Below are 25,982 nucleotides of genomic sequence, written 5' to 3'. Positions count from 1 at the left end.
AAATAGGGCTAGGAGCCCTCAGCCTCCGCGAGAGTCTTGCGCACGGGGCGGGCGATCTGGGTCATCTGGCGGCGTCCGCGCAGCTCCACGGACTTCAGCATGGCCCAACGGGCTTGCTCGGCCTCGTTGGCCTGCTTCACGGTCGCAGCACTGGTGAGCACGCGGCCCGGGGTCTTTTTGGCCAAGTCGGTCAGGCGCGCTGCCTGGTTTACCGCGTCCCCGATCACCGTGTATTCAAAGCGGTCGCGGGCGCCGATGTGACCGGCCACCACAGAGCCAGCTGCCACGCCAATGCCCGCCTCGAACTCCAGGTCCTTGAGCTCCTCGTGCAATTCGCGCGCTGCGGCAAGGGCGTGCCCGGCAACGTCATCCAAGGGCAGCGGAGCGCCAAACACAGCCAGCGCTGCATCGCCCTCAAACTTGTTGATGATGCCCTTGTTCCGGTGCACACCCTCCACCACGCGGTCGAAGAACTCATTGAGCGCCTTGACCACGTACTCAGGATCGCGCTCCGTGGCGAAGCCGGTGGAGCCAATCACGTCCACAAACAGCACCGCCACATAGCGGGACTCGCCACCTAGCTCGGGCTTTTCCTCCAGCGCCCGCTGCGCCACCTCCGTGCCCACGTAGCGGCCGAACAAGTCAGAGACGCGCTGGCGCTCCCGCAGCCCGCGCATCATCTCGTTGAAACCGGCCTGCAGAACGCCGATCTCGGAGGAGTCATAGATCCGCACGGTCGTATCGTTCTCGCCACGGCGCACCCGATTGATGGCGTATTGCAGCTCGCGGATGGGATCCACCACCGCCATGGAAAACAGCCGCGTGCCCGCATACCCGGTCAGCAACATCGTTAGAGCCAGGGCGGTCAGCGCGGGAATTAAGGAGTTGGCGTCGCCAGGAAAAAAATCCACAGACTCCGCAAACAGCAACAACAAAATACCCACAACAGGCACCGCAGAGGTCAGGATCCACGTCACTAGCAGGCGGCGGGACATGGGTGTCAGATGCGAATGCCCCGGCGCCCCACGCTGCAGGGCGCGCGCAGCCACAGGACGCACCAGGCGCTCGGCCTCCATGTACGTCATCAGGCACACCAGCAGGCCGCCCATCAGCGCAGTCACGCCCACAGCCATCGCCCACCGGGTGGAATCCTGCAGCGCGACCAGCGTAAAGACCACCACACCGATGCTCCACAACACGGCGCCGGTCACCGTCTGCAACGCAGGAATGCGCAGCACCAGATCCCGCACCATGTTGGGGTCATAGGCTTTCGGCGAGCGCTGCCATCGCAGCACCGGCGCGAAGAAAATGAGTGTGGCGGTGATGCCCGCGATGATCGCGAACAAGAAGTAGCCCAAATACAGAGCCGCCGTGATGGTGTCCGGGTTGGTCAGCGCCTGCGCTTCGTCGAGAGGAATCAAAAAGCGCAAGAACGTGGCCACGCCCAGCGCACCGATCACGTTGGTGGTCAGAACCGACGCTGCGTACAAGGGCCAAGCGGTCTTGCCGGCCCATGCGAGGTAGCGGAGGAACTGAGTCATGCATAACAGCCTAACTGAGCGCTGTCTGCGGGGTATATAGACTGATGAGTTGTGAATGAAACAGCGCCTCGTACTCCGAAGGTCCTCCGGCAGGTCACCGCAGAATCGGTGCGTGCCGCGTTGCTTGCCGCGGTGGAAGACCCCACGGCGATGACTCATTCGTGGCTGTTTACCGGGCCTCCTGGGTCTGGGCGTTCCGTGGCAGCCAAGGCGTTTGCCACCGCTTTGATGTGCCCAAACGGAGGTTGTGGGGAGTGTGAGCAGTGTCGGAGCGCTGCAGCCGGTTCCCATCCGGACATTTTGTGGGTCTCCACCACGGGATCGGTGATTCCGGTGCACGAGGTCCGCGAGGTGGTGCTGGAGGCGGCTAAGTTGCCGGGCGTGGCGCAGTGGCGTGTGGTGGTCATCGAGGATGCGGATCGCCTCAACGAGTCTGGTGCGAACGCCCTGTTGAAGTCCGTGGAGGAGCCGCCGCGGCACACCGTGTTTCTGCTGTGTACCCCGTCCACGGATCCTTCCGATATCGCGATTACTTTGCGGTCTCGTTGCCGTCATATCTACGTGCCCACGCCCTCCCGGCAAGAGGTGGAGCGGGTTCTTCTTTCCGACGCCACCCTGGGCCTATCCGCCGAACAAGCTTCCTGGGCTGCTGGCGTGTCCGGCGGGCATATTGGGCGGGCGCGCCGGTTAGCGCAAGACGAGACCTCGCGGTCGAAGCGCGCCACGGCGCTGAAGCTTCCGCAGATGGTTTACGAGCCTGGTGCTGTGTACCGCTTTACTGCGGAGCTGGTGGCGCAGGCTACCGCCGAGGCAGCATCCTCGATGACCGAGCGGGACGAGCGCGAACTGGCGGAGCTGGAGGCATCCCTGGGCATGGGGTCGAAGGGCCGGGGAGTGGCGAAGGCGCAGCGCGGAGCGGCCGGGCAGGTCAAGGCCTTGGAGAAAGAGCAGGATGCGCGACGCAAGCGCATGATGCGGGACAGCCTGGACTTGGCGTTGATCGACGTAGCGGGGCTGTATCGGGACGCGATGATGATCTCTGCCGGGGCTGTGGATGGTGACGGTGTGCCCATCGGCGGATTCCAGCACCCGGACATGGCCGCGACCTCACGCGAGTTAGCGCGGAGGAACTCGGGCGAGGCCATGGTGCGCTGCATTGATGCGGTGACGGAGTGCCGGGAGACATTGAAGCTGAACGTGCGGCCGGAAGTGGCGCTGGATGCCATGGCAGGACGGCTGCGGGAGTGTTGCGGAGTGGTGTGAGCGGCTGGTTATTCGCTGCGTGGGCGTTTGCTGCGCTCGGTGCACTCATCGGTCTGAATGAGCTCCTTGCCGATCACGCCTTCTAGAAGTTCCGGCTCCATGGGAGTGCCTTCACGGATGACGGAGAGGTCTCCCGTGGGCTCCAGAATCACGCATTTGGCCTGGCTGAGCCGGGCGAGGCCCGCCCTGCGCGCCGCGGTGATGATCTCTACGCGGGTGATGTGCGCTTTGTGCATGGCATTGGGAATGAGCTCGCCGTGGGCAACTAACACGATGGGATAGCCCGTGAGCGTGTGTCGCAGCATGCGGAGATGTTGAACGGAACCGAATGCAGCTTCCATACACATCAGTGTGAATAGACCGATCGCTCCAGCGGCCAGCGTAGGAGGGTGGCCGATGATCACACGGCCCGCCACGGCGCCGAACATGATGATGACCACCGCATCGAAGCTGGCCAATTTCCCCAAGATGCGCGGGCCGAAGAAGCGGACGAACACCAGGAAAGCCAGGTAGATGCCCATGGCGGAAAGGATGACGATGGGGATTCGCCAGAGCTCTATCCCCAAAGCCTCAGTGAGGGCATGCGCCCAACCTTCCGGCGGGGTCCAGGCTGAGCGTGCAAACATGACTACCAGTATCCGTGCCCAGTGGCCCTTTAGTCCAATGCAGGTAAGGGCCTGTTTTGTGAGTGGACGGGCGGGTCGAGTAACATAGCCGCTTGTATCTCGGGTACCCGTGATGCGCGCCGCTTTAGCTCAGTCGGCAGAGCGTTTCACTCGTAATGAAAAGGTCGCGAGTTCGATTCTCGCAAGCGGCTCAACTAAATGACCAGGTAAAGGCCACTTTCTCTCCGGTAGGGAAGGTGGTCTTTCTTGTGCCAGTCCGCTCTCAGTCCGCTATGGGTTCGCTACTGTTCATTTCCGCCCTGATTTTCGCGTCCATCGACACGGCTACCGCTTCAAGGTCATTCGGGAACAGGTCTGCGTAGGTGTCTAGCGTCATGGCGGCGCTAGCGTGTCCTAGCATCCTTTGAACAGCTTTCACATTGGCTCCCGAGCTGATCGCTAGGGACGCGGCAGTGTGGCGTAGATCGTGTGGCGTGAGTGTTGGGAACTCGGGGGCGTTGTTGTCGCTCGCTTGTTGCTGGCAGGCTTCAACGGCGGGTACAAAGATCCGCTTTCGGTAGTTACCTCCTCGGAGCGTTGAGCCGTAAATGGAAGTGAACACGAGGTCTTGCTGTGCTTTGTCCTTGACGGCCTCTAGGAGGGCGTTGTGGAGCACGTGTGGGTAGTGCACGATGCGAGTGTGACCTGTTTTGGTGGAGCCGCTGTATGCCTTCCCTGCTGTCTCTGAGGTTGATTTAGAGATGTAGAGCGTCCGTGTGATGGTGTCCACGTCCATCACTTGGAGCGCTGCTAGTTCGCCCCAACGCAGGCCTGTGTAGGCCAGGACGCGGATCGCGTCGGGTAGGTAGGTGATGTTGTTAGCGAGTTGTTCGACTTGTGCCACGGTGAGATAGATGTGTCTGCTTGTGGTGTTTTTGGGGGTTTTGATTTGTTGGGCTGGGTTTGCGTGGAGGTAGTTGTGGTCTACGGCGTATCCGAGGATTTGGCGTAGTACGACTACGGCGTTCTTGATTGTTGGTGTTCCTATGCCATTCCGTTTTAGTTCAGCTACCCAGTTAGTTATGTCGGCTTTTGTAATGGAGCCGATTTCGTGGTTTCCCCAGTGTGGTTTGACGTGGTTTTTGTAGGTGTTTTTGCGTGTTGTGATGCTGCTGGGGCTGAGGGTGGCGAGGGTGTTTTCCCAGTCGCTGTAGAGCGCGTGGAGGCGTATTCTTGCGCTTTCTGGGTTTATGTATGTGCCTTTGTGGAATTGTGCCGAGATCGCCTCTTGGTGGCGTTTAGCGTCGGTTTTACGGGCGTAGCTTTTGGTTTTTTCTTTACCGTTGTTGTCTACCCATCGGAGGAGCCAGCGTGAGCCTTGCCCGTGGCGTGTGGTGGGTTGCTTGTGTTGGTTGTACCAGCGGTCTTCGATGCGGGTTGTACCCGGCGTGCGACGTTGAGCAGACATGCTAGCCTAACCATCTTCTGACTGATCGTCTTCGGCATTGATTTCTACAAGCCAGCGACGCCAAAAGAAGTTAGTATGCTCAATCATCTTTTCAATTGAAATAAGCATTGATTCATATGCAGCTATTTCATCAGGCGTATGTTCGACTAGGGTGACCATGTATTTAGGAACACTTAATTTATTGTGGTTGGCCTTTATTCTTTCTTGAAGAGTACTCGCATAATTTTCGGCGTTCCGCAAATTAAATGCCACTGAGGCTAGTGAATTAGTTACATCGTTTATTCTAGCCCCATAATTAGCGCAGAGGCGCTCAACGGAGGGGGGCGCGGAGAGGTCGGCTAGTTGAGTGATTGAGACATTCAACGCTTCGGAGATAATGGCCGCCTCGGGGAGGCTGATTGACCGCTCGCCGCTTTCGATCCTGCCGATGGTTGTTTGGTAGTACTTCGCTTCCAGCGTCTCGTTCAAGCGTCTAGCGAGTTCGGTTTGAGTCATCCCGGATGATTCCCGGAGTCTGCGAATTTCGTTGCCCACTTCCGGTTTGGTGGGGTCAGTTTGTGTCATGTGTCAATAGTGCCACTTTGGCCATCTGCCTACAACATGAGCGCATGTGCAAGCGTTTCTAGCTGTGAATTGTATCACACTCAAAAGCTATCGATCCACTGTTTTGGCTGGTCGGCCGCGTGTGGAACGCTCACGATGGCTGTAGATAACACAAATACGCATGTGCATGTTGACATCACATACAACATGCGGGCATACTCATACCTAGATCGCATGATCTTCCCTCACAGAGGGAGCCACCAGGTGAGGTTCACAGCCTCACACACTGGGGTATCAGCCGGGAGAGCCAAAGCACACAGCAGAAGCCCTCCCCACCGAAACCGGACAGGACACCATGAAAAACTCCGAACTATTCACAATCGCCCTAGAAGAACTCGACACCTTCAACCTGAACCTCTCCAAAGCACAGAGCATCAAGCTAGTGAAGAAACTCAGGAAGAAAATGGAGCAAGAACAGCAGAGACTAGAAGCGATAAAAGATAGGACACCGACAGAGGTGAGGCTGATACCCCACAGTGACCCGACAGGGGAACTGGCAGTGAGGAACGTGATACGGGCTGAACTAGCACAGGTGGCGGCATAACAAACAGCAGAGCAGGGCACCCCACGGGGTGCCTTTTCTCATGTCCACACAGACAGGAATCAATGAACCGAAACATTCTCAGCACCCAGCAAGTAGCCGACATGACCGGCCTATCCATCAACACATTCCGCGCATGGCGCGCCCAGGGCAAAGGGCCTCGATGGTTCAAGCTCGGACAGCGTTGCTTCTACAAGCGTGAAGACATTGAAGCATGGATTGAACAGCAGTACGCCACCACCGGCGCGGTAGAGCACAGCGCCTAACCAGACCACCTCAAAGAAAAGGACACACCATGAATATCGAACCACTCAAGGCCAGCCCCACCGCCGCGAAGGATGGGCTGCTGCACTATACGCACATCGCTCACACACTTGCCCACTGCCTTGAAACCGGGCGCGACCATGACGCGGCGCTCAACCACGTGCACAAAGCATGGCAAGAACGCACCGTACCAGCCGAAATTGAGCACATCGTTGCTATGACGCTCATCTGGCACGACGAAGGCATCATCACCGCCGAGGATGCAGTCGAAAAAATGCACACGCTATTCAGCAACTACACCACCACTAGCAAAGAACAGGGATAACCAATGAACCTCAACTGGAAAATGGACGATGCCATCATCCGCGCAATTGGTGAGATGTTCATCCACCACCAGCTCACCGATGAAGAAATCGACAATGAGCAATGGGTATGGAACGTCGGACTTCAACAGTGGCACATCGACAGGGCACTAGAGGCAATCGGCAATAAGCGTTCAGACCTCACTGACTGGTTGACGATGAGCCTTGAGGACTTGCTCCAGCCATCCGAGCCGGGCAACGGAATGAAGTAACGAGGGAGATATGACACCGAAAACTCACACTGAGCTGGACTACGCACACCAGGCCACAGATCAACCCAACGGGGACATGACCACGTTTTGTGGGGAAACGTACAAGCGAGGCCGCTACGTCACACAAGAGCACTTTGGGCTACTCGGAATCACCGAGATAGAGCAATGCCCCACGTGCGCACTCATGCAGCATCTGGACACGTCCACATGGGAGGAAAATACTGAATGGCAGACATAGCAAAAGCGACGCTAGAAGACGGCGGGGCGGGAATCCTGATCGTCTTTTTAGCGTCGCTACTACTGTCAAAGCTTGTCGACCTATGGCAAAGCCATCGGCAACTACTAAGTGACCGTACCGAACGCGCCCAGGTTGGCGCAACCGGACAGCCCGGCCACACACAGGGTCACAGTGACGAAATGAAGGTGAGGCATCCCCGGGGGAATACAGGGGATCAGATGCCACTACAGAGGCATCTAGAGCCGCTCATCACGAAAGGCCGTTTACCGGCACCAGTCAACACCCAGGGGGGACAATGAACACTGTTAAAACGATCACCAAACCACGACCAACTGCTAGCGCCACGCTCGCTGAAACACTCGACAACCTCACCGCGTGGATCAACAAGTACAGCGTCCACTTGTCAGAGCATGAAGCCCGCGTCATGGCTTTATGGGCGGCGCACACGTGGGTGGTGACCTGTTTCTACGTCACACCGAGGCTGATTTTTTCTAGCGCTACACCGCAGTCTGGGAAGACGAGGCAGCTGGAATTATTGGAGAACGTGACCTACGCGCCACGACGGACGGACAGCACCACCCCGGCCGTGCTGTTCCGCAGTATTGAAAGAGGATACGACAACGGCTTACCGCCGACGATCCTGTTCGATGAGACCGACGCGATGTTCAACGGTAGGGGAGAAAGCAAGCAGGAGGAGCTACGCGGGCTGGTCAACTCGGGATACAAGCAGGGCGGCACCGCTGAACGGTGTGTGGGGGACGGCAACGAGATTAAGACGTTCCGCACGTTCGCCCCGGTTGCTCTCGCAGGTATCGCCGGGAACATGCCGGATACGATCACGACCCGCGCTATCGCCATTGAGATGCGTAAGCGGAAACCAGGGGAGAAGATTCAACCTTTCCAAATCCGCGCCGCTGAGAGTGAATCCGAAGAGTTCACGGAGTTCTTCGAGCAGTGGTCTTCATCCGATGAGTTGAAGGACTATTTGAGCATCTACGAACCGGAGTTGCCGCCGGGTGTTGAGGATCGACCCGCTGAGATTTGGTCACCACTTATCGCTATTGCCGACGTGGCAGGCCAGCAGTGGGGAGCTTATGCCCGCGAGGCGTGTTCTTACTTTGTGACGAAACCGGGCATGGAGGAACGCCCACGGGGCGTGCAGCTTCTCGAGGATATTCGGACGGTGATGAGCGGTAGGGAGTTTGTGAGTTCCCGTGATCTGTGTGATGGGTTGAACTGTTTGGAGGATGGGCAGTGGCAGCACATGGGACGCGAGGGCATCACACCGGCTCAGGTCTCGAAGATGCTCAGGCCGTTCATGGTCAAGCCTGTGAAAATACGTGAAGGCAATACGACCTTTCGCGGCTTCTCGGTCTATCCAACGTTCCAGGAAGGCGGGGAGCAGGTGGGCTTGAAAGATGCCTGGGATCGACACCTCACGCCCTTTATTCCCACAACCCGGAATGCCCGGCACACCCGGAACACCGCAGGTCACAGCGTCACAAACTGTTCCACCCTGCGTAACAGCCCGGAACCGCACCCGGAACAGTCCACCCCACATGAGGCACCATCCGAGGACGATATGGCGATCCTCACCGACATGACGCCATGCGACGCTGAGAACTACCGCGCACTCGCACAACGAATCAACCGCGACGAACAGGAGGTACACGCTGCCCTCGAACGGCTCACCGCCGCCGCACTAGTCACCACCGTCAACCACCAGCTTTACACGCGAAACTAACAACCCCCACCCGAGCATTCAGCTAACCAACCAAAGGAAACACATGCGTATCGAAGCACACAACCGCTACAACAACCCCGCACACATCATCCTCGACCGATCCCGCAACCACCCAAACAAACTATTCATGTCCACACCCAACATCATCGAAATGACACCCGAACACGTCGACCAGTTCATCGCAGGCCTCCAAGCCAAAGCCGAAGAAATCTGGCCGAACCGCAACAACTAAACGAAAAGGAAACCATGATCACCACAGCAACAAACCACGCCGGTGGAGATGAAGCGATCATCATCGAACCATCCAAGAACAAACCACAGATGCTCCACGTCCGAGGCTCACGCACATACGACCTCACCAAAGACCAGGCAATCGCCCTCGTTGACACGCTCACCCAAGTCGTAGACGAGAAGTGGGGCATCGACTGGGACTAGCCCAAAAGGTCGACAACCAACAAGCCCCCGCCACTAGCTGAGAAGCACACTGGCACACCTACAAACCAGAACAAAACACATGACACGACAAACAATCCGCAACGGCACACAATCCGTCCGCGCACACCTCAGAACAAGAAACGGCCAACACCTCGCAAAAGCAAGCGTTTCAGTAGCAACCTTTTACGACGAAAATGGACAACCGCACTTACAGCTCCGCGTTGGAAAATTCTTATTCAACCTCAACTTACGAGACGTACCCGCCGTATCCGACGCAATGATCGACGCAATAGAAAACGACCGAAACTATCAAAAAGGAATGTAAATGACACCAGGGAAACAATTAGTACTTAGCCGATGCCCACACCTTGAAGACAATCCGGAAAAGTGGCCTACCGCAGCCCGTATCGTGGCGCGTCGAATCGACCAACGTGGAGAACCGCACCGAATAGTTGGCATCGAATACTCAGCAATCCACCGCGTAAATGCAGAAAATAGGGCTAATGACCGACCCTAATATTCTGCTCACCGCCCACCGGATCGTTGAACTACCCACCGAACCTACAGGCGAAGAACGCCGCCGAAAGAAACGCAGCGACGACATATTAGAACGCCACGCCGGGACACCGATCTACGCCATCGACCTATGGGCAGCAGCCTGCGCAGGCCAGGCACCCTACTTCGATGAGCAAGGCACCGGTGAGCATGACGATATATTCCAACGCCGTTTTCACCGCGCACAGCAACTATGCGCAACCTGCCCAGTAATCAACGAATGCCGCGAAAAAGTCCAAGCCCTCCCATCCGGCCAGCAACGCGGAATATGGGCGGGCAAAGCCTACGGAAACCATCCACTGGAGAAGCCTCATGCCAATCAGTAACCACGTATTCCTCATTCCCGGTAAATCGGTAATCATTACCGAAGAAGCCGCCCGAAAAGTAGCAGCAATACTAGAACGCCGAGAAACTGAAATAGACCTCAGAGGTGGAACCGTGCACCCCGAAATAGTAAATATACGACTAGCGCTACAAAATGCTTCCGCAGATCCGCAGAAACAGCGGAACGCAATAGAAAACTGGGATGATGAAATAAGCGACGAATTATCCACATCAGAGGCCGCAGAATTAATTGGCGTATCCGATAGACACGTGAGACAACTCGTCGCTCAGGGGAAATTATCAGGGGACAAGAGAGCCGGAAAGCTATGGCTACAACGGCTCGAAGTGGAGCAGCATGTGAATGACAGAAACTAAATACACCGGCATCCCATTGGCAAAAGTGGGGACGTGGGATGCCTCAACAGGCAGGGTGAGCATCACTCGCGCTGACCTCGCCGCAGCAGTAGCGGCACAGCACGCACCGGGGTTGCGAAACCCGGTGCTGAAACTAGGTCATGAAGACCCACGATTCGACGGTGAACCAGCACTAGGCAGGGTCACACGGTTACGACTCGCTGATAAGGGGACAACGCTTCTAGGCGACTTTGAGGGGATACCGCAGTGGCTATCCGACATCCTCCCCGACAGCTACCCAGACAGGTCGCTAGAGGGGGTGTTCGACATGGAAGACGCTCAGGGGAACACGCACAGGTTCGCGTTAACAGCCGTGGCGTTGCTGGGGGTCACACCACCGGCCATCACCACCCTCGAATCGCTCAGAGACCTTTACAGCACCGCTCCGGTAGCCGCTAGCAGTGCCCACAAGATCATCTCGATTAATCAAAGCGGTTGGGTTCGATGAAACCCGCCACGATCACATTCATTTAAAAGGAGAAAAATAATGTCAGGAACTAACGCAGGGCGCATCGTGCCCGCCTCGGAACTCATCCAAGAGCTCGAGAAGAACCGATACGACGAAAACACCCGTCATCGCTTCACAGCCGCGCACCCAGTAGCGCGCGGCGAACTGATCGAACCAGGGTTCGACAGCATTGAACGGCTCGCTGAGTACTACTCAGGCCTCATCGACGGCATCGTCTACGCAGAAAACTTCAACATTCAGGAGATCAACTAATGCCTATCTACCCAGGACACCTCGCGCAAAGCGGCAACCTCATCACGGTCGACCAGGCGCTCAACGCCCCAACGGTGATTACTGAACGCCTCGCTGAACTGATCGAACCAAACCTACTCGTAGATAAGGTCTTTTCCGGTTCCGGCCAGGCCGTGCAGGGTGGCGGCGTGATCTACTCACAGATCACCGAAAAGCACCTCTACACCGACATTGACGTAAAGGATCGCGCCCCGGGCGATGAATACCCCGTGGTGTACTCAGAGCGACCAGAACCACGTCTGGCACGTGTGCAGGACTTTGGCGGAAAGTTCGCCATCACCGATGAAGCACGCCGCCGTAACCAGTCCGTGGACTTCGACAATGACGTAACCAAGCTGTCGAACACCATCACCCGAAAGCTCAACCAGCGAGCAATCGAAACCCTCGAAGCGGGTCTTGCAGCACTGGATGACAACGGTGAGGTCAAGGGTCACTCATGGGGCGCACTGAACTTCGAGGGCACCACAGGTGTCACCAAGTCAGCAGACCGCCCCACCGCCGATTTCGCCGCCGCGCAACTCGCAGCCGACAAGGACGATCTAGGCATCACCTACAAGCTCGTGCTCGTAAACCCAGCAGAAAAGGCCGCGTTGGCAACCGCCTACGGCAAAGACCTTGCAGACGTTCTCGACAGCTTCGACCTCGAACTGTTCAGCAGCCTCCACATTCCAGCAGGAACCGCCTACATGGTCGACCCCGGACAGGTTGGCTTTGTGGACTACGAAGAACAGCTCACCACCACCACGTGGCGTGATGAAGAGCACCGCCAAATGTGGGTTCAGTCCTACGCCATGCCAGTCATGGGTGTGACCAATCCACGCGCTATCCGCCGAATCACCGGCATTAACTAAGGGAGAAAAGAATGTACTCAAATCAAGCACACGACCTCTACAACGATGGCAGTGACATCACTGTAGCGGCGGCTAAAGCAATCAAGGGGCGCACCTTCGCTACCCTCACCGTCAACACCGATGATCACGGCATGGCACTAGCTACCACCGCGAACACCACCAGCACCGTCGCTGGTGTGTTCAAGTACGACGTGAACCAGGGCGAACTAGTAGGCCTGGCACGTGGCGCGTCCCGCGTTGTCCAGGTCACTACGGATATTCCACTAACCCCCGGTGTGGAAGTTCAGGTAAGCGAAACCGGAACCGCAGCAGCGGTCACAGACGGCAAGCCAATTGGCTACGTATTCCAGCCCGTCGATGACCACACCGCTTACATCAGCCTCTACCACTAGAAAGGACTCGCACATGGCAAACAATAAAAAGGGCATCTTCGCCCGATTCGCCGCGACACCGAACGAGAAGCAACCACCCGCCCCCTCCCAACAGGACACGCCCCGGGAGGGGGTCACGTTCACCGCAGACCAGTGGGAAACGATCTGTGACACCCTAGGCATCGAACCTGACACCACCGCTGAGAAGTTCATTGCGAACCTCACCGCCGTGATGGAACAGATCGAGAAGACAGTAGACCAGGCCGATGAAAAAGTAGCAGCCGCAGCCGCAGCGAACCGCCCGGTACTGATCGACAGTGACGTGTGGGAAGACATGAGCCAAGCTGTGAAGCTCGGAATGAAAGCACGTAATCAGGAACAGCGCCTCAACGCTGAACGAGTAGTAGACCAAGCAATCCGGCTAGGCAAGATTGGAACCGCCCGCCGTGAAGACTGGATACTCGAATATCAGCACGACCCAGATACGGTACGCGCCCGCCTCGGGAACATGGACAACGACAAGGTTCCCTACTTTGAAGTAGGACACGGACGATCCATGCCTGACGATGACACGACCGCTGGTTGGGTACGTAGCTAAACTGCTCTGGCACTCTAGCCCTCATTCACACCAAGCGATTGGTCACTGTGTGAGGGCTTTTTCGCGTTTCATGGGTCGGGCAAGCACAGGGTGCAGAGTGGTGGCTACGGAGCGTGGGAGACGCTGAACATCTCCGCAGCCTTACTGTGAGGTCTACCGCTATCCCGTTCAGGCAAGGAAGCCCCAACGGAGCCTAATTGATGATCTTGTTTCAACAGCGGAATACTCAACTGACTTCGCAGCAACCCAGGGGAGGCCACCTCCTCCCACCGTGCACCACCACCCCCGTAGGCATAGACGCTAAGACCATGTACGGGTCTGGGAAATCCAGAACCTCTACAGCAGAACGCCCGTTAACGCGAAAATCTTAGGCGGGTATGCCGTCTGTCTCAGCACCGCCCCCCGCTCAGTCAGGTTTTTTTACACGCGGTGCAAAGTTACGGGTTTGGTTACGGGTTTTGGGGTCTATATCGGTTTAGGTGTAACGCTCTGACCTGTGTTGTTACGGGTATTACGGTTGTTGCGGGCTTTTGGGATCGTGTTGTGGTTGTGGCTTGAAATGCCCGCAATGGAGACTGTTGTTCTTAGCGGGTTGTTCCGGGTGCGGTTCCGGGCTGTTACGCAGGGTGGAACATTTCACAGTGCTGTGACCTGTGGTGTTCCGGGTGTGCCGGGTATTCCGGGTTGTGGAGATATGGGGAGGCGGCGAGTGCGTGGTGTTGTTTGTTCCGCAGCTACCGAATCATGAGTAGGTGATCCTCTCGAACTGGCAGTCCGCTCTCAGTCCGCTATAGAAAAACTTTGCCTAATTCATGGATAACGCTGAACGTCTTTTGACCAGCTAATTTGACTAACTGGATGGCGGTGTGCATACCCCGATAACGGCTAGACGGACTTTCTCGTAATGAAAAGGTCGCGAGTTCGATTCTCGCAAGCGGCTCCGTGTGGCGTTTAATTCGCAGAAAAGAAGTTCACCTCCATCCGGATGTAATCGGGTGGAGGTTTTTCCTTTGGGCGTAATGTTTTATCTGTTCCTTGCGCGGACACCTGTACGCGCGCAGTGTGAGGAGATGAACGCCGGTGCTGTGGCGTGGTAAAACAACGTGGCTTGTGGCTCTCAGTGCCGTATTGATGTGGCTGTTTCAGGTGGAAAGTTACGCCCCGAACAACCGCGTGTGGGGAGCGCGCCCGCCACTGGATTTCGACATTTATTACCAGGCTGGGCAGGAAATTATCGCAGGTCGGGAGCTCTACGATGCTCCCTTTATCGGTAATCTCCCCTTCACATACCCACCATTTTCTGCTGCGGTATTTTCCTTCCTCACGCGCTGGCCGCTGGTGACTGCCGCAACCGTGTGGCAGCTTTTGAGCGTGCTGGCTCTGCTTGCCGTGGTCTTTGCCGTTTTCGCCGAGCGGAAGGTGGAATTTTCTGTTCCAGTGGTGGCGATTGGAACGGGCATCGCGTTTGCGTCGATCGCTCTCGATTCCATCAAGGGGACGTTCTACTACGGCCAAATCAATCTTTTCCTGATGCTGTCGGTGACCCTCGATCTGCTCCCTGCCAAGCGTCCGTGGGCGGGTGTGGGTGTGGGTCTGGCAGCTGGACTGAAGCTCACACCGGCGTTTTTCGGTCTGAATTTCCTGTTGGAGCGCAATTGGCGCGCATTGATCGTGAGCGTGTTGACGTTCATCGGCACGGTGATTGTGGGGTTTATCTATGTGCCAGACGCCAGGAGATTCTGGACCGACTCTGTCTTTCATTCCGAGCGCATTGGCGCGGAAAGCAATCCGGGAGATCAGTCCATCAAGGCTGTGTTGTTCAGGGAACTCGGCGGTGGCTCGAATGGGCTGTGGCTGTGTGCTGTTGGGATTGTTGTTTTCTTTTGCGTGGTGGGAGTGCGGCGCAGTCTGCAACAGGGGAACAAGTCCTTTGCCATGGCTTTGTCCGGACTCACGGCAGTGCTAATTTCCCCGTTTTCGTGGTTCCACCATTGGGTGTGGCTGGTTCCACTGTGCGTGTGCGTTGCATGTTTCATCAACGAGAAATGGGAGAAGCTGCGGGTCAAGCAGGGCTGGGACGGCGTGGGGGGATGGCTGTTTTCACAGTTGGGAGCGCTGCTGGCGGTGGGTTTCATCGGAGTAACGATGATCCCGTTCTACAGCAAATACATAATGGCCTCGTTTGGTTGGGCACATCCTAATCGCTCGGACATCTTCCTGTGGAGGCAGAGCTTCATCTTGGAGGGGGTGGCAATTGTTGTGGGGTACGGGCTGTTTGCTCTCGTGATGATGATCGTTTCTTGGCATAGGAAAGAACAACGGGATGAAACAGAAGACCGCGAGTTTTCAACCGCGAAGTGAGCAACTTTTGAACGATTTTCCAAGTACAGAAGTGAACTTTAGGTGAATTTAATCTGGCAGTTTCCTGTCATTTGTATCCGGAATTAGCTGCAAAGCTGCAAAGAAAGCATAAAAACGCAGGGTTGCGATCGGAGAAAAATGCAGGTGGAGCGCATTTTGTGAGATTAGGCACCTAAGGGGGTAACTGCCAACGAATGGGTAAATAATGCCCATTTCATTTACTGAATTTGTGACTTGAGCAGGGAGGATTCGTAGGCTCGAGATCACCGCGTTGTTGAGATGCAGGGCTTGAAATAAAGCGCAACTCTCCGGTGACGACGGCCAACAAACGACTCTCCCGCAGAAAGGGGATTTAGCATGACTACTCAGAACAACATTCGCGACCTCTTCAACACCACCGCTTTTGACAGCAACGGTGAGAAGCTGGGCGACGTTCGAGAAGTTTTCGTCGATGACCACTCCGGTCAGCCAACCTTCGTAGAGGTCAAGCACGGCCTCTTCGGAATGTCCTCAAGCCTGATTCCTCTGAAGGGACACCGTCTTCAGGGCGAAGACCTGCAGCTGGCATTCCCAAAGGATCGCATCAAGGATGCGCCGGACGTCAATGCTGACGAGGGCCTGACTCCTGAAGAGCAGAATCGCATCTTCGAGCACTACGGTATCGCCGGTGCTCAGGACCAGAACGAGTACGTCGCTGACGACCGTCGCGATGAGCGTCACGCTGGAACCACTGAGGCTGCGGGCGTGGCTGGTACCACCGCCGCTGCCGATCGCGACCGTGCAGACCTGGACCGCGACCGCGTTGAGACTGACCGCGGCCGCGCCGACCTGGATCGTGACCGCGTAGAGACGGACCGCGCTGCAGATGACAACTCCATCGTGCGTTCCGAAGAGCAGCTCGACGTAGAGAAGGAGCAGGTTCAGACCGGCAAGGCTCGTCTGCGCAAGTACGTCGTCGAGGACAAGGAGACCGTCGAGGTTCCTGTCACTCGCGAAGAGGTCCGCGTGGAGCGCACCCCTATCTCTGAAGCAGATGCAGAGAACTTCCGCGACGAAATCGGCGAGGACGAGGCATCCGTCGTTCTGAACGAAGAGCGCGTGGACGTCAACAAGCGCACCGTTCCAGTGGAGAAGGTTTCCCTCGAGAAGGACCAGGTCACCGAGACCGAGCGCCACACCGAGACCCTTGCCAAGGAGCAGATCGAGACCGACGCAGACATCGATAGCGATCGTCGCTAGATCTCGAAGATCTTTAGCAACTCGCTAGGCACAGTAAAAGCCACTGATCAGAAGTTTGGTCAGTGGCTTTTCGCTGTGTGAACCCCGCAGGATCCGCTAGCTTTTAGCGCGTGGGGTAGAGGCCAGTTGGATCTTCCGTGTAGGCCACAGCGTTCGCACCGTTGGGGTAAGTGACGTTGGCGATGACTATCACGTTAGGTGAGCTGGCTCCTCGGTATGCGTCGCCGGTCTTGAGGAAGCTGCAGTTTCCGATCGTCTCGCTGTAGCGCAACGTGCCAAGCTCAAAATATGCCTTGCCTGGTTGTTGGGTGTAGCACTCCTGTTCGGTGTAACGACCGTGGAATGCGCCCGCCCCTGCAGTGCCAGCTCCGGCAACGGACAGGGAGACGGCGGTCAGTGCGGCAGCCCCGAAAGCTTCTGCGCGCTTAAGGTTTCGCGACAATCTGCCACTCGATGTCTCAACAACCGATATTCTGGTTCACATGGTTGACTACCCGCATCTGCTCGAGCCGCTCGATCTCGGCTTCACCACTCTGAAAAACCGCGTGATCATGGGCTCCATGCACACCGGGTTGGAGGATAGCCTGCACTATGTGGAAGATCAGGCAGCATTCTTTGCCGCCCGAGCTTCTGCTGGCCTGATGATTACGGGTGGTTATTCCCCTTCGTTCAGCGGTGTCGTGAAGCCTTTTGGTTCAACGATGACCAACAAGCGCCAGGCACGCGCCCACCGCGTCATCACTGATGCAGTGCACGAAAAGGGCGGAAAGATCGCTCTCCAGTTGCTGCACACTGGTCGTTACGCATACGCACCGTGGAACGTCGCGCCTTCGGCTATCCAGGCCCCCATCAACCCATTCAAGCCACGCGAGCTGTCCGAAAAGGCCATTGAGCGGGAGATTTCCAAGTACGCCAAATCTGCCAAGCTGGCTCAAGAAGCTGGCTATGACGGAGTGGAGATCATGGGCTCCGAGGGCTACCTGATCAATCAGTTCCTCGCACCGCGCACCAATAAGCGCACTGACAAGTGGGGCGGCACCCCGGAAAACCGCCGCCGTTTCGCCCGCGAGGTGGTCAAGGCCGTCCGTGATGCTGTGGGCGAAAACTTCATCATCGTGTTCCGTCTGTCCATGATCGACCTCGTTCCCGAAGGCCAGACCCCGGAGGAAATCCTGGCTCTCGCCGGTGAAGTGCAGGACGCTGGCGCCACCATCATCAACACCGGAATCGGTTGGCATGAGGCTCGCGTTCCCACTATCGTTACCAGCGTTCCCCGCGCAGCTTTCGCGGAATTCACCGCCGAAGTGCGCAAGAGCGTGAATATCCCCGTGGTGGCGTCGAACCGAATCAACGACCCGCAGACGGGCGAGGACTTGATCGCCAACGACAAGGCCGACCTCATTTCGATGGCGCGTCCGTTCCTTGCAGACCCGGACTTCGTCACAAAGGCCGCCGAAGGGCGCGCGGATGCTATCAATACCTGCATCGCCTGCAACCAGGCATGTCTGGATCACACGTTTGAAAACAAGCGAGCGTCCTGTTTGGTCAACCCGCGTGCGTGCCATGAGCGTTCGTTGGTGTTGTTGCCTTCTCCTTCCCGACGCCGCGTCGCCGTAGTAGGAGCTGGTCCCGCAGGCCTAGCCGCTGCTGTCTCTGCAGGTGAGCGCAACTTCGACGTGACGTTGTTTGAGTCCCAAGATCACATTGGTGGACAGTTCGCGTTGGCCATGGAGATCCCCGGCAAGGAGGAATTCCGCCAGACCATCCGCTACTTCAAGACCCGCATCGAAGAGCTAGGCATCAAGCTGGAGCTCAATACCCGAGCCGACGTGGATGCGCTGCGCGGGTTTGAGGAGGTCATCATTGCCACGGGCGTGGCACCACGTGTGCCAGGCATCGAGGGCATTGAGCATGACAAGGTGGTGACCTACGCGCAGCTGCTCAGCGGAGAAAAGACTGCCGGTGACAAGGTGGCGGTGATCGGCGCGGGCGGAATTGGTGTGGACGTTTCGGAGTTCCTGGCCTACGACAAGTCGCCCACGCTGGACCTTGAAGAATGGCAGCGGGAATGGGGCGTGGACGGTGACAAGCGCGGTGGCGTGACCAAGCCTGAGGTGGATAAGGCTCGCCGGGAGATTCACCTGATGCAGCGCAAGACCTCCCACATTGGCCGCGGCCTGAACAAGACCACCGGCTGGGTGCACCGCGCGTCCATCAAGGCCAAGGGCGTGAATCAGTGGACGGGCGTGACCTACGACAAGATCGACGATGCCGGCCTGCACATCACTCACCAGGGCGAAAGCAAGGTGCTGGACGTGGACACCATCGTGCTGTGCACGGGTCAGAAATCTGTTCGTACCTTGTTCGACCAGGTCCAGGCCGCAGGTATTGAAGCCCGCATTGTGGGCGGTGCCGATGTGGCCGCAGAGCTCGACGCCAAGCGCGCCATCCGCCAAGCTACTGAAGCCGTTGCTGCGCTAGAGCCACAGGACGGGGCTCCCACGCCGGAGCCACTGCCGTGGCACCTGAAGTTGCAGAAGGAGCTCACGGCCCGGGCGATGGGCTAGGCGCCTCACCTGCCCTGGCCAAGTTCCTTTAGGCGCGTGGGATGGCAATCCACGCGACGATGTAGAAAATGAACTGAGGCCCAGGCAGCAAGCAGGAAAGCACAAACAGCAGACGCATCATGTTGGGGGACAGGCCGGTGAAATCTGCCAAGCCGGAGCAGACTCCGGCGATCCACCGGTTGTGGGTGTTGCGGCGGAGCTTTCCGCGCGGGGCGGGGGACTGGGAAGCGTAGTAGTTGGTCATGGGGTGTCTCCTTCTCGTTGGGGAGGTTTCTGCGTTGAGTGCTGCGATACTTCCTCAACGCTAGGCCGATTGAGGCAAAGAAGAACCCTGAAAAGCAACATTCAGGGTGCTTTTCAGGGTTCTTCCTATTTAGAGAAGCGGAGGCCTAGGCCTTAAGCGGAACCTGCTGGCCGACGCTCGCACAGAGGAACCATCTCGTCGTAGTCCTCCAGCAGCATCGTGTCGCGCATCAGGGAAGGAACGCCGAAGGCATCCACCAGCGTCTGCGACCATGGACCCAGAGAATCCACGAGGTCGTTCAGCGCTGCGCGGGCTGCCTTGGTGCGGGTGCCCGTGAGCATGTTCTGCTCCAGGTACCAGGAGGCGTTCTCCAGCAGGGTGGACAGGAAGTACACGTCGCGGATCTGCTCGAAGACCTTCGCGCCCTGCTTGGTGCGCAGGTGAGATTCGCCGTCCAGGATGGCCTCGAAGACGATGCGATCCACGTGCGCCTCGGCAACAGCCAGCAGGTGATCCTGGGCTTGATCCACAACCTTGGCAGCTTCTTCCACGGACAGATCACGGGCCTGGCGCAGGCGACGAGCCAGGGACATCATGAGGTTGTCCTCGCGCTCAGAGAGCAGCTTGACCTGGTATGCGGGGTCGAACAGGGAAGTCTCTTCGGAGTTGGTGAAGGTGTCCTGCAGGTTCTGGATGAGCTTGTCCGCAGCGGTACGGCGGCGCAGCAGGGAGCTGAAGCTGTCCAGACCGAACATCACCATTTCCATTGGCTTGAGGCCGCCGAGCTCACGGGCGAAGCCCGTCATGAGCTCCTTGGCAGCCAGCTGCATCATGACGATGTTGTCACCCTCGAAGGTGGTGAAGACGTCAGAGTCGCCCTTGAGCGTGGTCAAGTAGTTCTCTGCCATGTAGCCGGCGCCACCGCAGGCCTCGCGCATGTCCTGGATAGTGTCCGTGGCATGGCGGGTGTTTGCGGCCTTCAGAGCAGCGGCGTGAGCCTCGAGCTCGCGCTGGTCAGCCTGCTCCTTGTCACTCATGTTGGTTGGGTCGATACCCAACTGATCCAGCTCGTGAACGCGAGAGATCAGCTTGTTCGTCGCCAGCTGCAAACCGTAGGACTTCGCGATTGCTGGGATCAAGCGCAGGCGGTGCTTGCGGTGTTCGATGAGCTTATTTTCTGGTAAAGAATCGTCAGAAGCGAACTGGCGACGCAGGTTGGCGTATGTCGTGGCGATGTCCAGTGCGGTGCGAGCGGCGGATCCGGCAGCAGCACCCACGGTCACGCGACCACGAACCAGTGCGCCCAGCATGGTGAAGAAGCGACGGTTCGAGTTCTCGATAGGAGAGGAGTAGTTGCCCTCTTCATCCACATCGGCGAAGCGGTTCAGCAGAGCCTCGTGAGGCACGCGGTAGTTATCGAACATCATGGTGCCGTTATCCACACCGGCCAGGCCACCCTTGAAGCCGTGGTCGCCAATGCGCACGCCCTCTACGGGGGATCCGTCGTCTTCTCGGATACGGGCCAGGATGCAGTGCACGCCCTTAGATTCCTCGGAATCCTTGGTGTAGAGCTGGCAGAACACGGCTGCCCAACGGCCATCGCGAGCAGCGTTGCCGATGTAGAACTTCTCAGAGGAGGCCGTAGGGGAGTTCAGGATGAACTCCTTGGTCTCTGGGTCGTAATGAGCGGTGGTCTCCAAAGACTGCACGTCGGAGCCGTGTCCGCGCTCGGTCATGGCGAAACAGCCGAGGGCATCCAAGTTCATCAGGTCGGTCACCATCTGCTGGTGACGCTCGGTGCCGAGGTTGCCCACGGCGCCACCGAACAGTCCCCACTGCACGCCGGCCTTGACCATCAGGGAGAGGTCAACGTGACCCAGCATCTCGATGGAGGTCAGGGAAGGGCCGGTTTCTCCGGTGCCACCCTGCTCTTCCTTAAAGACTCCGCGAGGCAGGCCGGACTCCATGACTTGTTGGAGCTTGCCGGTGATGTTGGCGCGAGACTCTTCCAGAGACAAGCCGAAGGAGGGGAGCATCTCCTCGACGTTGAGCATCTCGCGAATCTTGTCGCGAGTCTCGGGGAATTCGCCGTCGAGAACGAACTGGAAGTCACGGGCAACTTCCTTAGCCAGATCAGGATCTGGAGTGTTCGACAGCGTTTCTGGAGCAGGCGTTCCCTTGGAAGTTTCAGCAGTAGTCTGCGTTACATCAGAGTTTTCTTGTGACATATACCCCATGTTATCCACATGTGCACCCTAAAGCACGGAAGCTATAGAAACTTAATACTGTCTAGATTGCATGTCGTGGCAAAGGACTACTATGTCCCTCATGCCTAGAGTGGACAATTCCTGGAAGCTAGTTGCCTTTGCCGTGGTGGCCGTTGCCTGGGGCGGCAACGAGTTCACTCCCATGATGGTGTTCTACCGTGGAGAGTCCACGTTCTCTCCGGTGTTCGTCGATTCGTTGTTGGCTTCCTACGCCGTGGGCATCGCGGTATCCCTGCTGCTGGCCGGGCCGCTCTCGGACCGTTATGGGCGCAAGGTGGTCATGCTGCCCGCGCCCATCGTGGGTTTGCTTGCTAGCGTGCTGATCGCCCTGGGTGAGGCCAGCGAGCCGTTGATTTTCGCGGGTCGCGTGCTTTCAGGCATTTCTATCGGCATGGCCATGACTGCTGGTGGCTCCTGGATCAAGGAGTTGTCCACGCCGGCTTTTGATTCTTCTGTCCAGGAAGGTTCGGGTGCCAAGCGCTCCACCATGTCCATGACTGGCGGCTTCGCCTTAGGTGCACTGATAGCCGGGTTGCTGGCGGAATGGGGCCCACATCCTGGCCAGATTCCCTATGTGGTCCACGCACTGGTTTCGGTGGCGGCGGTGATTGGCATGCTGACCGTGCCGGAGACTCGCCAGTCCGCGCATCTGCGGGTCAAGGGCTCTTTCTGGAGCGATCTGCGCATCCCGAGCGTAAAGAATCCGCGTTTCCTGTTGGCAGTGATTCCTGCCGCGCCGTGGGTCTTCGGTTGTGCGGGAGTGTCTTACGCCATCATGCCGAGCTTGGTGCAGGACGATGTCAGCTTCCCCATTGCGTTTTCCGCGATCGTCACGGCCGTGGCCCTCATGCTGGGCTTTACGATCCAGCAGTTCAATCATCTGCTGGACAATGCGTACAGCGCCAAGGGCCAACAGGTGGGCTTGGTTCTGACCATCGTGGGCATGACGTTGGCCACGTGGACCGCCACCGATGTGGTCATGTGGAAGGTCGTGCTGAGCTCGCTGATTCTGGGCCTGGGCTTTGGTATGTGCATGGTTTCTTGTCTCGGCGAGGTGCAGCGCATTGCCGGTCCCAATGACCTCGGTGGACTAACCGCCGTCTACTACGCGGTGACCTACCTCGGCTTTTTCTTTCCGATGATTCTCACTCGCCTCAACGAGTGGTTCACGTACCCGATGATGTTGGGATTCGGCGCGGTGATGGCCGTCATTTCTTTGGTGGTGGTCACGGTGTTTTCTCGCCGTTTCCTGCCGGCTCCCAGCGCCTAGATGTGGTTTTCTTTCCGACGCCCACTCGCCCACAACACGCTCATCTGCACCGCCGCACCGATCAAGGGTCCAATACCCAAGCCCAGTGCTGAGCGCACCTCTGGTGAACCATTCACGGTCAACAGAGCCACGGTGGCGCACGTGGCCACGATCCAGCCCATGACGTAAAGCGTGTGCTTGTCCGAGGACAGAGCCGCCGAACCGCTGATCATTAGCAGGGCAGTAGAGCCTGATGCCACAGTCAGAATCGCCAGGGCCCCAGGGGATACCACCAGATCTGCGGGGAAGAACAGGTTCATCAGAGGCTGGCCCACCAGGTATGCGGCCACGCCACCAATAAGCGCGATAGCCACCACAGCCAACATCGGAAGCGTAGCTGCACGAACCACTCGATCGCGGTTCTTCGTGAAGTGCACAATCAGTGCTGGTTGGAAGCGTTGCATCGGCACCAGGATCGGTGCACGAGTCAGCGTGACCGCAGTGATGGTTGCGGCCAAAGCCCCAGCGGCGATGTCCGCGCCCGCAGTGAACTTCAGCAACACCGGGAAACCGGTGATGATCATCGCGTTGGCCCCGCTGGCGATCATGGCCTTGAGGCTGCGATTAATAAAAGAGCCAGCAGTGACGTCGGCACGATCAGAAAGCAAAGAACGGGTGGCGGGCGAGACGAAAAGAATGGCCAGCCACGTGAGCGCGCCGATCACCGTAACGATGAGGAACGCCAGCAGTTCCCATCCCACCATCCATGCCCAGACGGCCAGAGCCAGGCGGATCACCGAGTCAATGGTGATCAGCCACGCGAACGTGGACCACTTGTGCGCGGCGGAAATCAGCCCACACACGGTGGCCTGGAAGGCATAGGCCACCAGCCCCAACACAAACAGGACAGCGCCCCATACCTCTAAGTCCGGGCTGACCACGGGAGCCCACCACGGTGCGGAAGCAGCGGCGAGCAGGCCGGTGACGAGTGCAAAAACGGACGTCAGACGAAAAGGAATCGCGTGAATCCGCTTATGGCTTGTGGGGTTCGTCCGCTGCGCCGTGACGGCTCGCGCGGTTTCTTGAAGCAAGCCGTCCAGCAGCCCCGTTACCGCGAAGAACAGACCCCAATAGACCATGAACGCTTCATAGTCAGAGGCTGAGAGCCCCCGAGCCGCCACCAAAATCACCGCATAGCCTGCGAGGGCAACGGCGATCGTGGCAAAGGTCAAAGAGCGCATGGCAAAAGTGGTGTACTACGAGGTGCTACTCGTCATCCACGCTGGTACCCGCGGGGAGAGCGGCAAAGTCAGCGTCGGTGAGATTCAGAGGCGCAGCTTCGGCAGAACCGTTGGTCTGCACGTCGGGGGAAGGCAGCGGGAAATCGGGGAGTTCATAGGCCCGGAGCCAGGCGTCGAAGAAAGCACTCGTACGCTCTGAGGCCTCCTCGGCGGAGGCACACAAACGATGCTCCACGAGCACGCTGGCCACCAGATTCTCCAGATCGCGCGTTTCCACCAAGCCCATCTTGTGCTCGGTGGTCCAGCGCTCGACCAGAGGGAAGAAGGCCTTATCGCCCAGCATCATGCGCAACGCATGCACCGTCAACGCGCCGCGCTTGTACACGCGGTCATCGAACATAGCCGCAGTGCCAGGGTCCGCGAGCAGGAGATCCTGCGGCTTCTGCAGCAGCTTGCGATAGTGCACCCACGCGTGATGGGCCGCCGGGATCTGCTGCGAATGCTCAAACCAGAGCCATTCCGCATAACAAGCAAAGCCTTCGTTGAGCCAAATATCGCGCCATTCCACCAGGCCCACAGAGTTGCCGAACCACTGGTGGGACAGCTCGTGGGCGATCAACCGCTCCCACGTGCCGTTGCCATCCGCGTGGTTGCAACCGAACATGCTCATGGCCTGGGCCTCCAGAGGGATTTCCATCTCCTCGGAGGTCACCACCACCTCGTAGGCGGGGAAGGGATAGGCGCCGAACATCTGGCTGTAGGCCTCGACCATCTCCGACTGCGCGCGGAAATCATGGTGGAAACGCTCGCGAACCTGCTTTGCCTCCGGGGTTCCCGAAGGCAACCAAGCGCCCACCGGAACCTCCTTACGACCCACGGTGGCGGGGCGGAGATCCTCGTGCGTAAAAGGGCCGATGTAGACCGCTGCCAGATAAGTGGACATGGGGTAGTCCACCACGAACTCGCGTGTGATCTTGACGCCTGACGCCTTTTCGCTGACTAGATCGCCCGTGGCCACGGCGGTGACATCGCGATGCGTGGTGATGCGGGTGCGGTAACGAGCCTTTTCATCCGGAGTGTCATCGCAGGGGAACCAGCTGGGAGCGCCATTGGGTTGGCCAGCGACGAGGGCGCCTTCGTCCGTTTCTTCCCATCCCACTTCGCCCCATGGGGAGCGCAGAGGACGGGGATTGCCGGAGTACTTCACGGTCAGATCGAAGACTAGATCCGCAGGAAGCTCGTTGACGAAGGTCACGTGCAGCTTGTTGCCACTGTGGCGGTAGCGGCGGATTTCCAGCAGTTCGGGCTGGGTGGAAGCTTGTCCGTGCCCGGTCAGGGCCACGCGAGATACGCGCAGGCTGCTGGCCAGATCCACGGTCAGAGTCTTTAGCTCGCGGTAGTTCTCAATGGCCAGCACGGCGGTGGCATTGAGGTGGTTGGGGCCGGCGTTGTAATCCAGATCCAAGTCATACGAGTGGATATGGAATCCCAAGTTGTAGTCCACGCCCGTGTACGGGTCGCGAGCTCCATCGATCGGGGTACTGCGCAACGGCCTTGATTTACTCACACAAGCACCCTACTAGCTGGGCATAAGCAAAGGGGAATAACCTGCCAATTGGCGGTTATTCCCCTTTGTCATGGAAAGTGTTGAGTAAGTTGCTCAGC

At 58.0% G+C, this 25,982-nt stretch carries 27 protein-coding genes and 1 tRNA gene; 19 read left to right on the top strand and 9 right to left on the bottom strand.

Translation table 11 applies throughout. From position 1 onward, the window contains the following. Window positions 1–8: 8 nt before the first annotated feature. Window positions 9–1,541: an adenylate/guanylate cyclase domain-containing protein gene (locus tag CS919_RS05010; protein WP_099298407.1), complete on the bottom strand. Its 1,533-nt coding sequence runs from the start codon at window positions 1,539–1,541 to the stop codon at window positions 9–11. Between the two features lie 51 nt (window positions 1,542–1,592). On the opposite strand from CS919_RS05010, the gene CS919_RS05005 reads away from it, so the two are divergent. Then, the gene (locus CS919_RS05005) at window positions 1,593–2,804 is read left to right on the top strand and encodes a DNA polymerase III subunit delta' (RefSeq protein WP_234990822.1); all 1,212 of its coding nucleotides are present in this window, start codon (window positions 1,593–1,595) and stop codon (window positions 2,802–2,804) included. Window positions 2,805–2,812: 8 nt separating this feature from the next. Here the strand turns inward: CS919_RS05005 and CS919_RS05000 are convergent, their stop codons facing one another. Further along, complete coding sequence (locus CS919_RS05000; RefSeq protein ID WP_099298406.1) at window positions 2,813–3,430, bottom strand: DUF421 domain-containing protein; 618 nt, start codon at window positions 3,428–3,430, stop codon at window positions 2,813–2,815. A 118-nt stretch (window positions 3,431–3,548) separates the two neighbouring features. Between CS919_RS05000 and CS919_RS04995 the strand changes: the two genes are divergently transcribed. Next, a tRNA-Thr gene (locus tag CS919_RS04995) sits at window positions 3,549–3,621 on the top strand. Between the two features lie 71 nt (window positions 3,622–3,692). Here CS919_RS04995 and CS919_RS04990 read toward each other — a convergent pair. Both CS919_RS04990 and CS919_RS04985 read right to left on the bottom strand, forming a co-directional pair. Continuing rightward, window positions 3,693–4,877: a tyrosine-type recombinase/integrase gene (locus CS919_RS04990; RefSeq protein ID WP_099298405.1), complete on the bottom strand. Its 1,185-nt coding sequence runs from the start codon at window positions 4,875–4,877 to the stop codon at window positions 3,693–3,695. 6 nt (window positions 4,878–4,883) lie between these two features. Then, window positions 4,884–5,441: a helix-turn-helix transcriptional regulator gene (locus CS919_RS04985; protein WP_099298404.1), complete on the bottom strand. Its 558-nt coding sequence runs from the start codon at window positions 5,439–5,441 to the stop codon at window positions 4,884–4,886. Between the two features lie 334 nt (window positions 5,442–5,775). Between CS919_RS04985 and CS919_RS04980 the strand changes: the two genes are divergently transcribed. The 15 genes from CS919_RS04980 to CS919_RS04900 all read left to right on the top strand — a co-directional run bounded on the left by CS919_RS04980 (window position 5,776) and on the right by CS919_RS04900 (window position 16,749). Beyond that, the gene (locus CS919_RS04980) at window positions 5,776–6,024 is read left to right on the top strand and encodes a hypothetical protein (RefSeq protein WP_099298403.1); all 249 of its coding nucleotides are present in this window, start codon (window positions 5,776–5,778) and stop codon (window positions 6,022–6,024) included. Between the two features lie 62 nt (window positions 6,025–6,086). Further along, window positions 6,087–6,287 carry a helix-turn-helix transcriptional regulator gene (locus CS919_RS04975; protein WP_099298402.1) on the top strand — a complete coding sequence of 67 codons (201 nt, stop codon included), beginning with the start codon at window positions 6,087–6,089 and terminating at the stop codon, window positions 6,285–6,287. Between the two features lie 29 nt (window positions 6,288–6,316). Continuing rightward, on the top strand, window positions 6,317–6,610 hold the full coding sequence (locus tag CS919_RS04970) for a hypothetical protein (protein WP_099298401.1): 294 nt from the start codon (window positions 6,317–6,319) through the stop codon (window positions 6,608–6,610). A 3-nt stretch (window positions 6,611–6,613) separates the two neighbouring features. Beyond that, entirely contained in the window at window positions 6,614–6,859 is a 246-nt protein-coding gene (locus CS919_RS04965; RefSeq protein ID WP_099298400.1) for a hypothetical protein, read from the top strand. 533 nt (window positions 6,860–7,392) lie between these two features. After that, window positions 7,393–8,841, top strand: a complete 1,449-nt coding sequence (locus CS919_RS04950) for a DUF3631 domain-containing protein (protein WP_099298397.1) — start codon at window positions 7,393–7,395, stop codon at window positions 8,839–8,841. Window positions 8,842–8,884: 43 nt separating this feature from the next. After that, window positions 8,885–9,073 carry a hypothetical protein gene (locus CS919_RS04945; RefSeq protein WP_099298396.1) on the top strand — a complete coding sequence of 63 codons (189 nt, stop codon included), beginning with the start codon at window positions 8,885–8,887 and terminating at the stop codon, window positions 9,071–9,073. A gap of 14 nt (window positions 9,074–9,087) precedes the next feature. Continuing rightward, window positions 9,088–9,276 (top strand): hypothetical protein, encoded by a 189-nt coding sequence (locus tag CS919_RS04940; protein ID WP_099298395.1) that lies wholly within the window; start codon window positions 9,088–9,090, stop codon window positions 9,274–9,276. A 503-nt stretch (window positions 9,277–9,779) separates the two neighbouring features. Beyond that, window positions 9,780–10,157: a WhiB family transcriptional regulator gene (locus tag CS919_RS04935; protein ID WP_099298394.1), complete on the top strand. Its 378-nt coding sequence runs from the start codon at window positions 9,780–9,782 to the stop codon at window positions 10,155–10,157. Further along, entirely contained in the window at window positions 10,144–10,530 is a 387-nt protein-coding gene (locus tag CS919_RS10635; protein ID WP_143341755.1) for an excisionase family DNA-binding protein, read from the top strand. Before CS919_RS04935 ends, CS919_RS10635 begins: the two co-directional genes overlap by 14 nt. A gap of 526 nt (window positions 10,531–11,056) precedes the next feature. Further along, complete coding sequence (locus tag CS919_RS04925; RefSeq protein ID WP_099298392.1) at window positions 11,057–11,290, top strand: hypothetical protein; 234 nt, start codon at window positions 11,057–11,059, stop codon at window positions 11,288–11,290. Next, entirely contained in the window at window positions 11,290–12,180 is an 891-nt protein-coding gene (locus CS919_RS04920; RefSeq protein ID WP_099298391.1) for a major capsid protein, read from the top strand. Before CS919_RS04925 ends, CS919_RS04920 begins: the two co-directional genes overlap by 1 nt. 11 nt (window positions 12,181–12,191) lie before the next feature. Continuing rightward, window positions 12,192–12,572 carry a DUF2190 domain-containing protein gene (locus CS919_RS04915; protein WP_099298390.1) on the top strand — a complete coding sequence of 127 codons (381 nt, stop codon included), beginning with the start codon at window positions 12,192–12,194 and terminating at the stop codon, window positions 12,570–12,572. A 13-nt stretch (window positions 12,573–12,585) separates the two neighbouring features. After that, window positions 12,586–13,149 carry a phage protease gene (locus CS919_RS04910; protein WP_099298389.1) on the top strand — a complete coding sequence of 188 codons (564 nt, stop codon included), beginning with the start codon at window positions 12,586–12,588 and terminating at the stop codon, window positions 13,147–13,149. A 1,080-nt stretch (window positions 13,150–14,229) separates the two neighbouring features. Further along, window positions 14,230–15,510 (top strand): glycosyltransferase 87 family protein, encoded by a 1,281-nt coding sequence (locus tag CS919_RS04905; protein ID WP_099298388.1) that lies wholly within the window; start codon window positions 14,230–14,232, stop codon window positions 15,508–15,510. 357 nt (window positions 15,511–15,867) lie between these two features. Further along, window positions 15,868–16,749, top strand: coding sequence for a PRC and DUF2382 domain-containing protein (locus CS919_RS04900; protein ID WP_099298387.1), 882 nt, complete (start codon window positions 15,868–15,870; stop codon window positions 16,747–16,749). A 103-nt stretch (window positions 16,750–16,852) separates the two neighbouring features. Here CS919_RS04900 and CS919_RS04895 read toward each other — a convergent pair whose 3' ends face one another. Then, on the bottom strand, window positions 16,853–17,191 hold the full coding sequence (locus tag CS919_RS04895; RefSeq protein WP_099298386.1) for a hypothetical protein: 339 nt from the start codon (window positions 17,189–17,191) through the stop codon (window positions 16,853–16,855). 40 nt (window positions 17,192–17,231) lie between these two features. Between CS919_RS04895 and CS919_RS04890 the strand changes: the two genes are divergently transcribed. Continuing rightward, entirely contained in the window at window positions 17,232–19,316 is a 2,085-nt protein-coding gene (locus CS919_RS04890) for an NADPH-dependent 2,4-dienoyl-CoA reductase (protein WP_099298385.1), read from the top strand. Window positions 19,317–19,344: 28 nt separating this feature from the next. Here the strand turns inward: CS919_RS04890 and CS919_RS04885 are convergent, their stop codons facing one another. Continuing rightward, window positions 19,345–19,560 (bottom strand): PspC domain-containing protein, encoded by a 216-nt coding sequence (locus CS919_RS04885; RefSeq protein ID WP_099298384.1) that lies wholly within the window; start codon window positions 19,558–19,560, stop codon window positions 19,345–19,347. 152 nt (window positions 19,561–19,712) lie between these two features. Then, a complete protein-coding gene (locus CS919_RS04880) occupies window positions 19,713–21,788 on the bottom strand; it encodes an acyl-CoA dehydrogenase family protein (protein WP_099298383.1) in 2,076 nt (691 codons plus the stop codon). 100 nt (window positions 21,789–21,888) lie between these two features. Here CS919_RS04880 and CS919_RS04875 point away from each other — a divergent pair, with 100 nt between their 5' ends. Continuing rightward, window positions 21,889–23,097, top strand: coding sequence for an MFS transporter (locus tag CS919_RS04875; protein ID WP_370737747.1), 1,209 nt, complete (start codon window positions 21,889–21,891; stop codon window positions 23,095–23,097). On the opposite strand, the gene CS919_RS04870 is transcribed toward CS919_RS04875, so the two are convergent. Together CS919_RS04870 and CS919_RS04865 are read right to left on the bottom strand one after the other, a co-directional pair. After that, window positions 23,094–24,317, bottom strand: coding sequence for a polysaccharide biosynthesis protein (locus CS919_RS04870; protein ID WP_099298381.1), 1,224 nt, complete (start codon window positions 24,315–24,317; stop codon window positions 23,094–23,096). The two genes, CS919_RS04875 and CS919_RS04870, sit on opposite strands and share 4 nt — an antisense overlap. A gap of 25 nt (window positions 24,318–24,342) precedes the next feature. Then, window positions 24,343–25,884 (bottom strand): M1 family metallopeptidase, encoded by a 1,542-nt coding sequence (locus CS919_RS04865; protein WP_099298380.1) that lies wholly within the window; start codon window positions 25,882–25,884, stop codon window positions 24,343–24,345. Window positions 25,885–25,982: the final 98 nt, after the last annotated feature.

The organism is Corynebacterium dentalis (assembly GCF_900232865.1).
Taxonomy (GTDB): domain Bacteria; phylum Actinomycetota; class Actinomycetes; order Mycobacteriales; family Mycobacteriaceae; genus Corynebacterium; species Corynebacterium dentalis.
The sequence above is the reverse complement of the archived record's forward strand: the minus strand, read 5'-3'. Positions and strand labels throughout refer to the sequence as shown.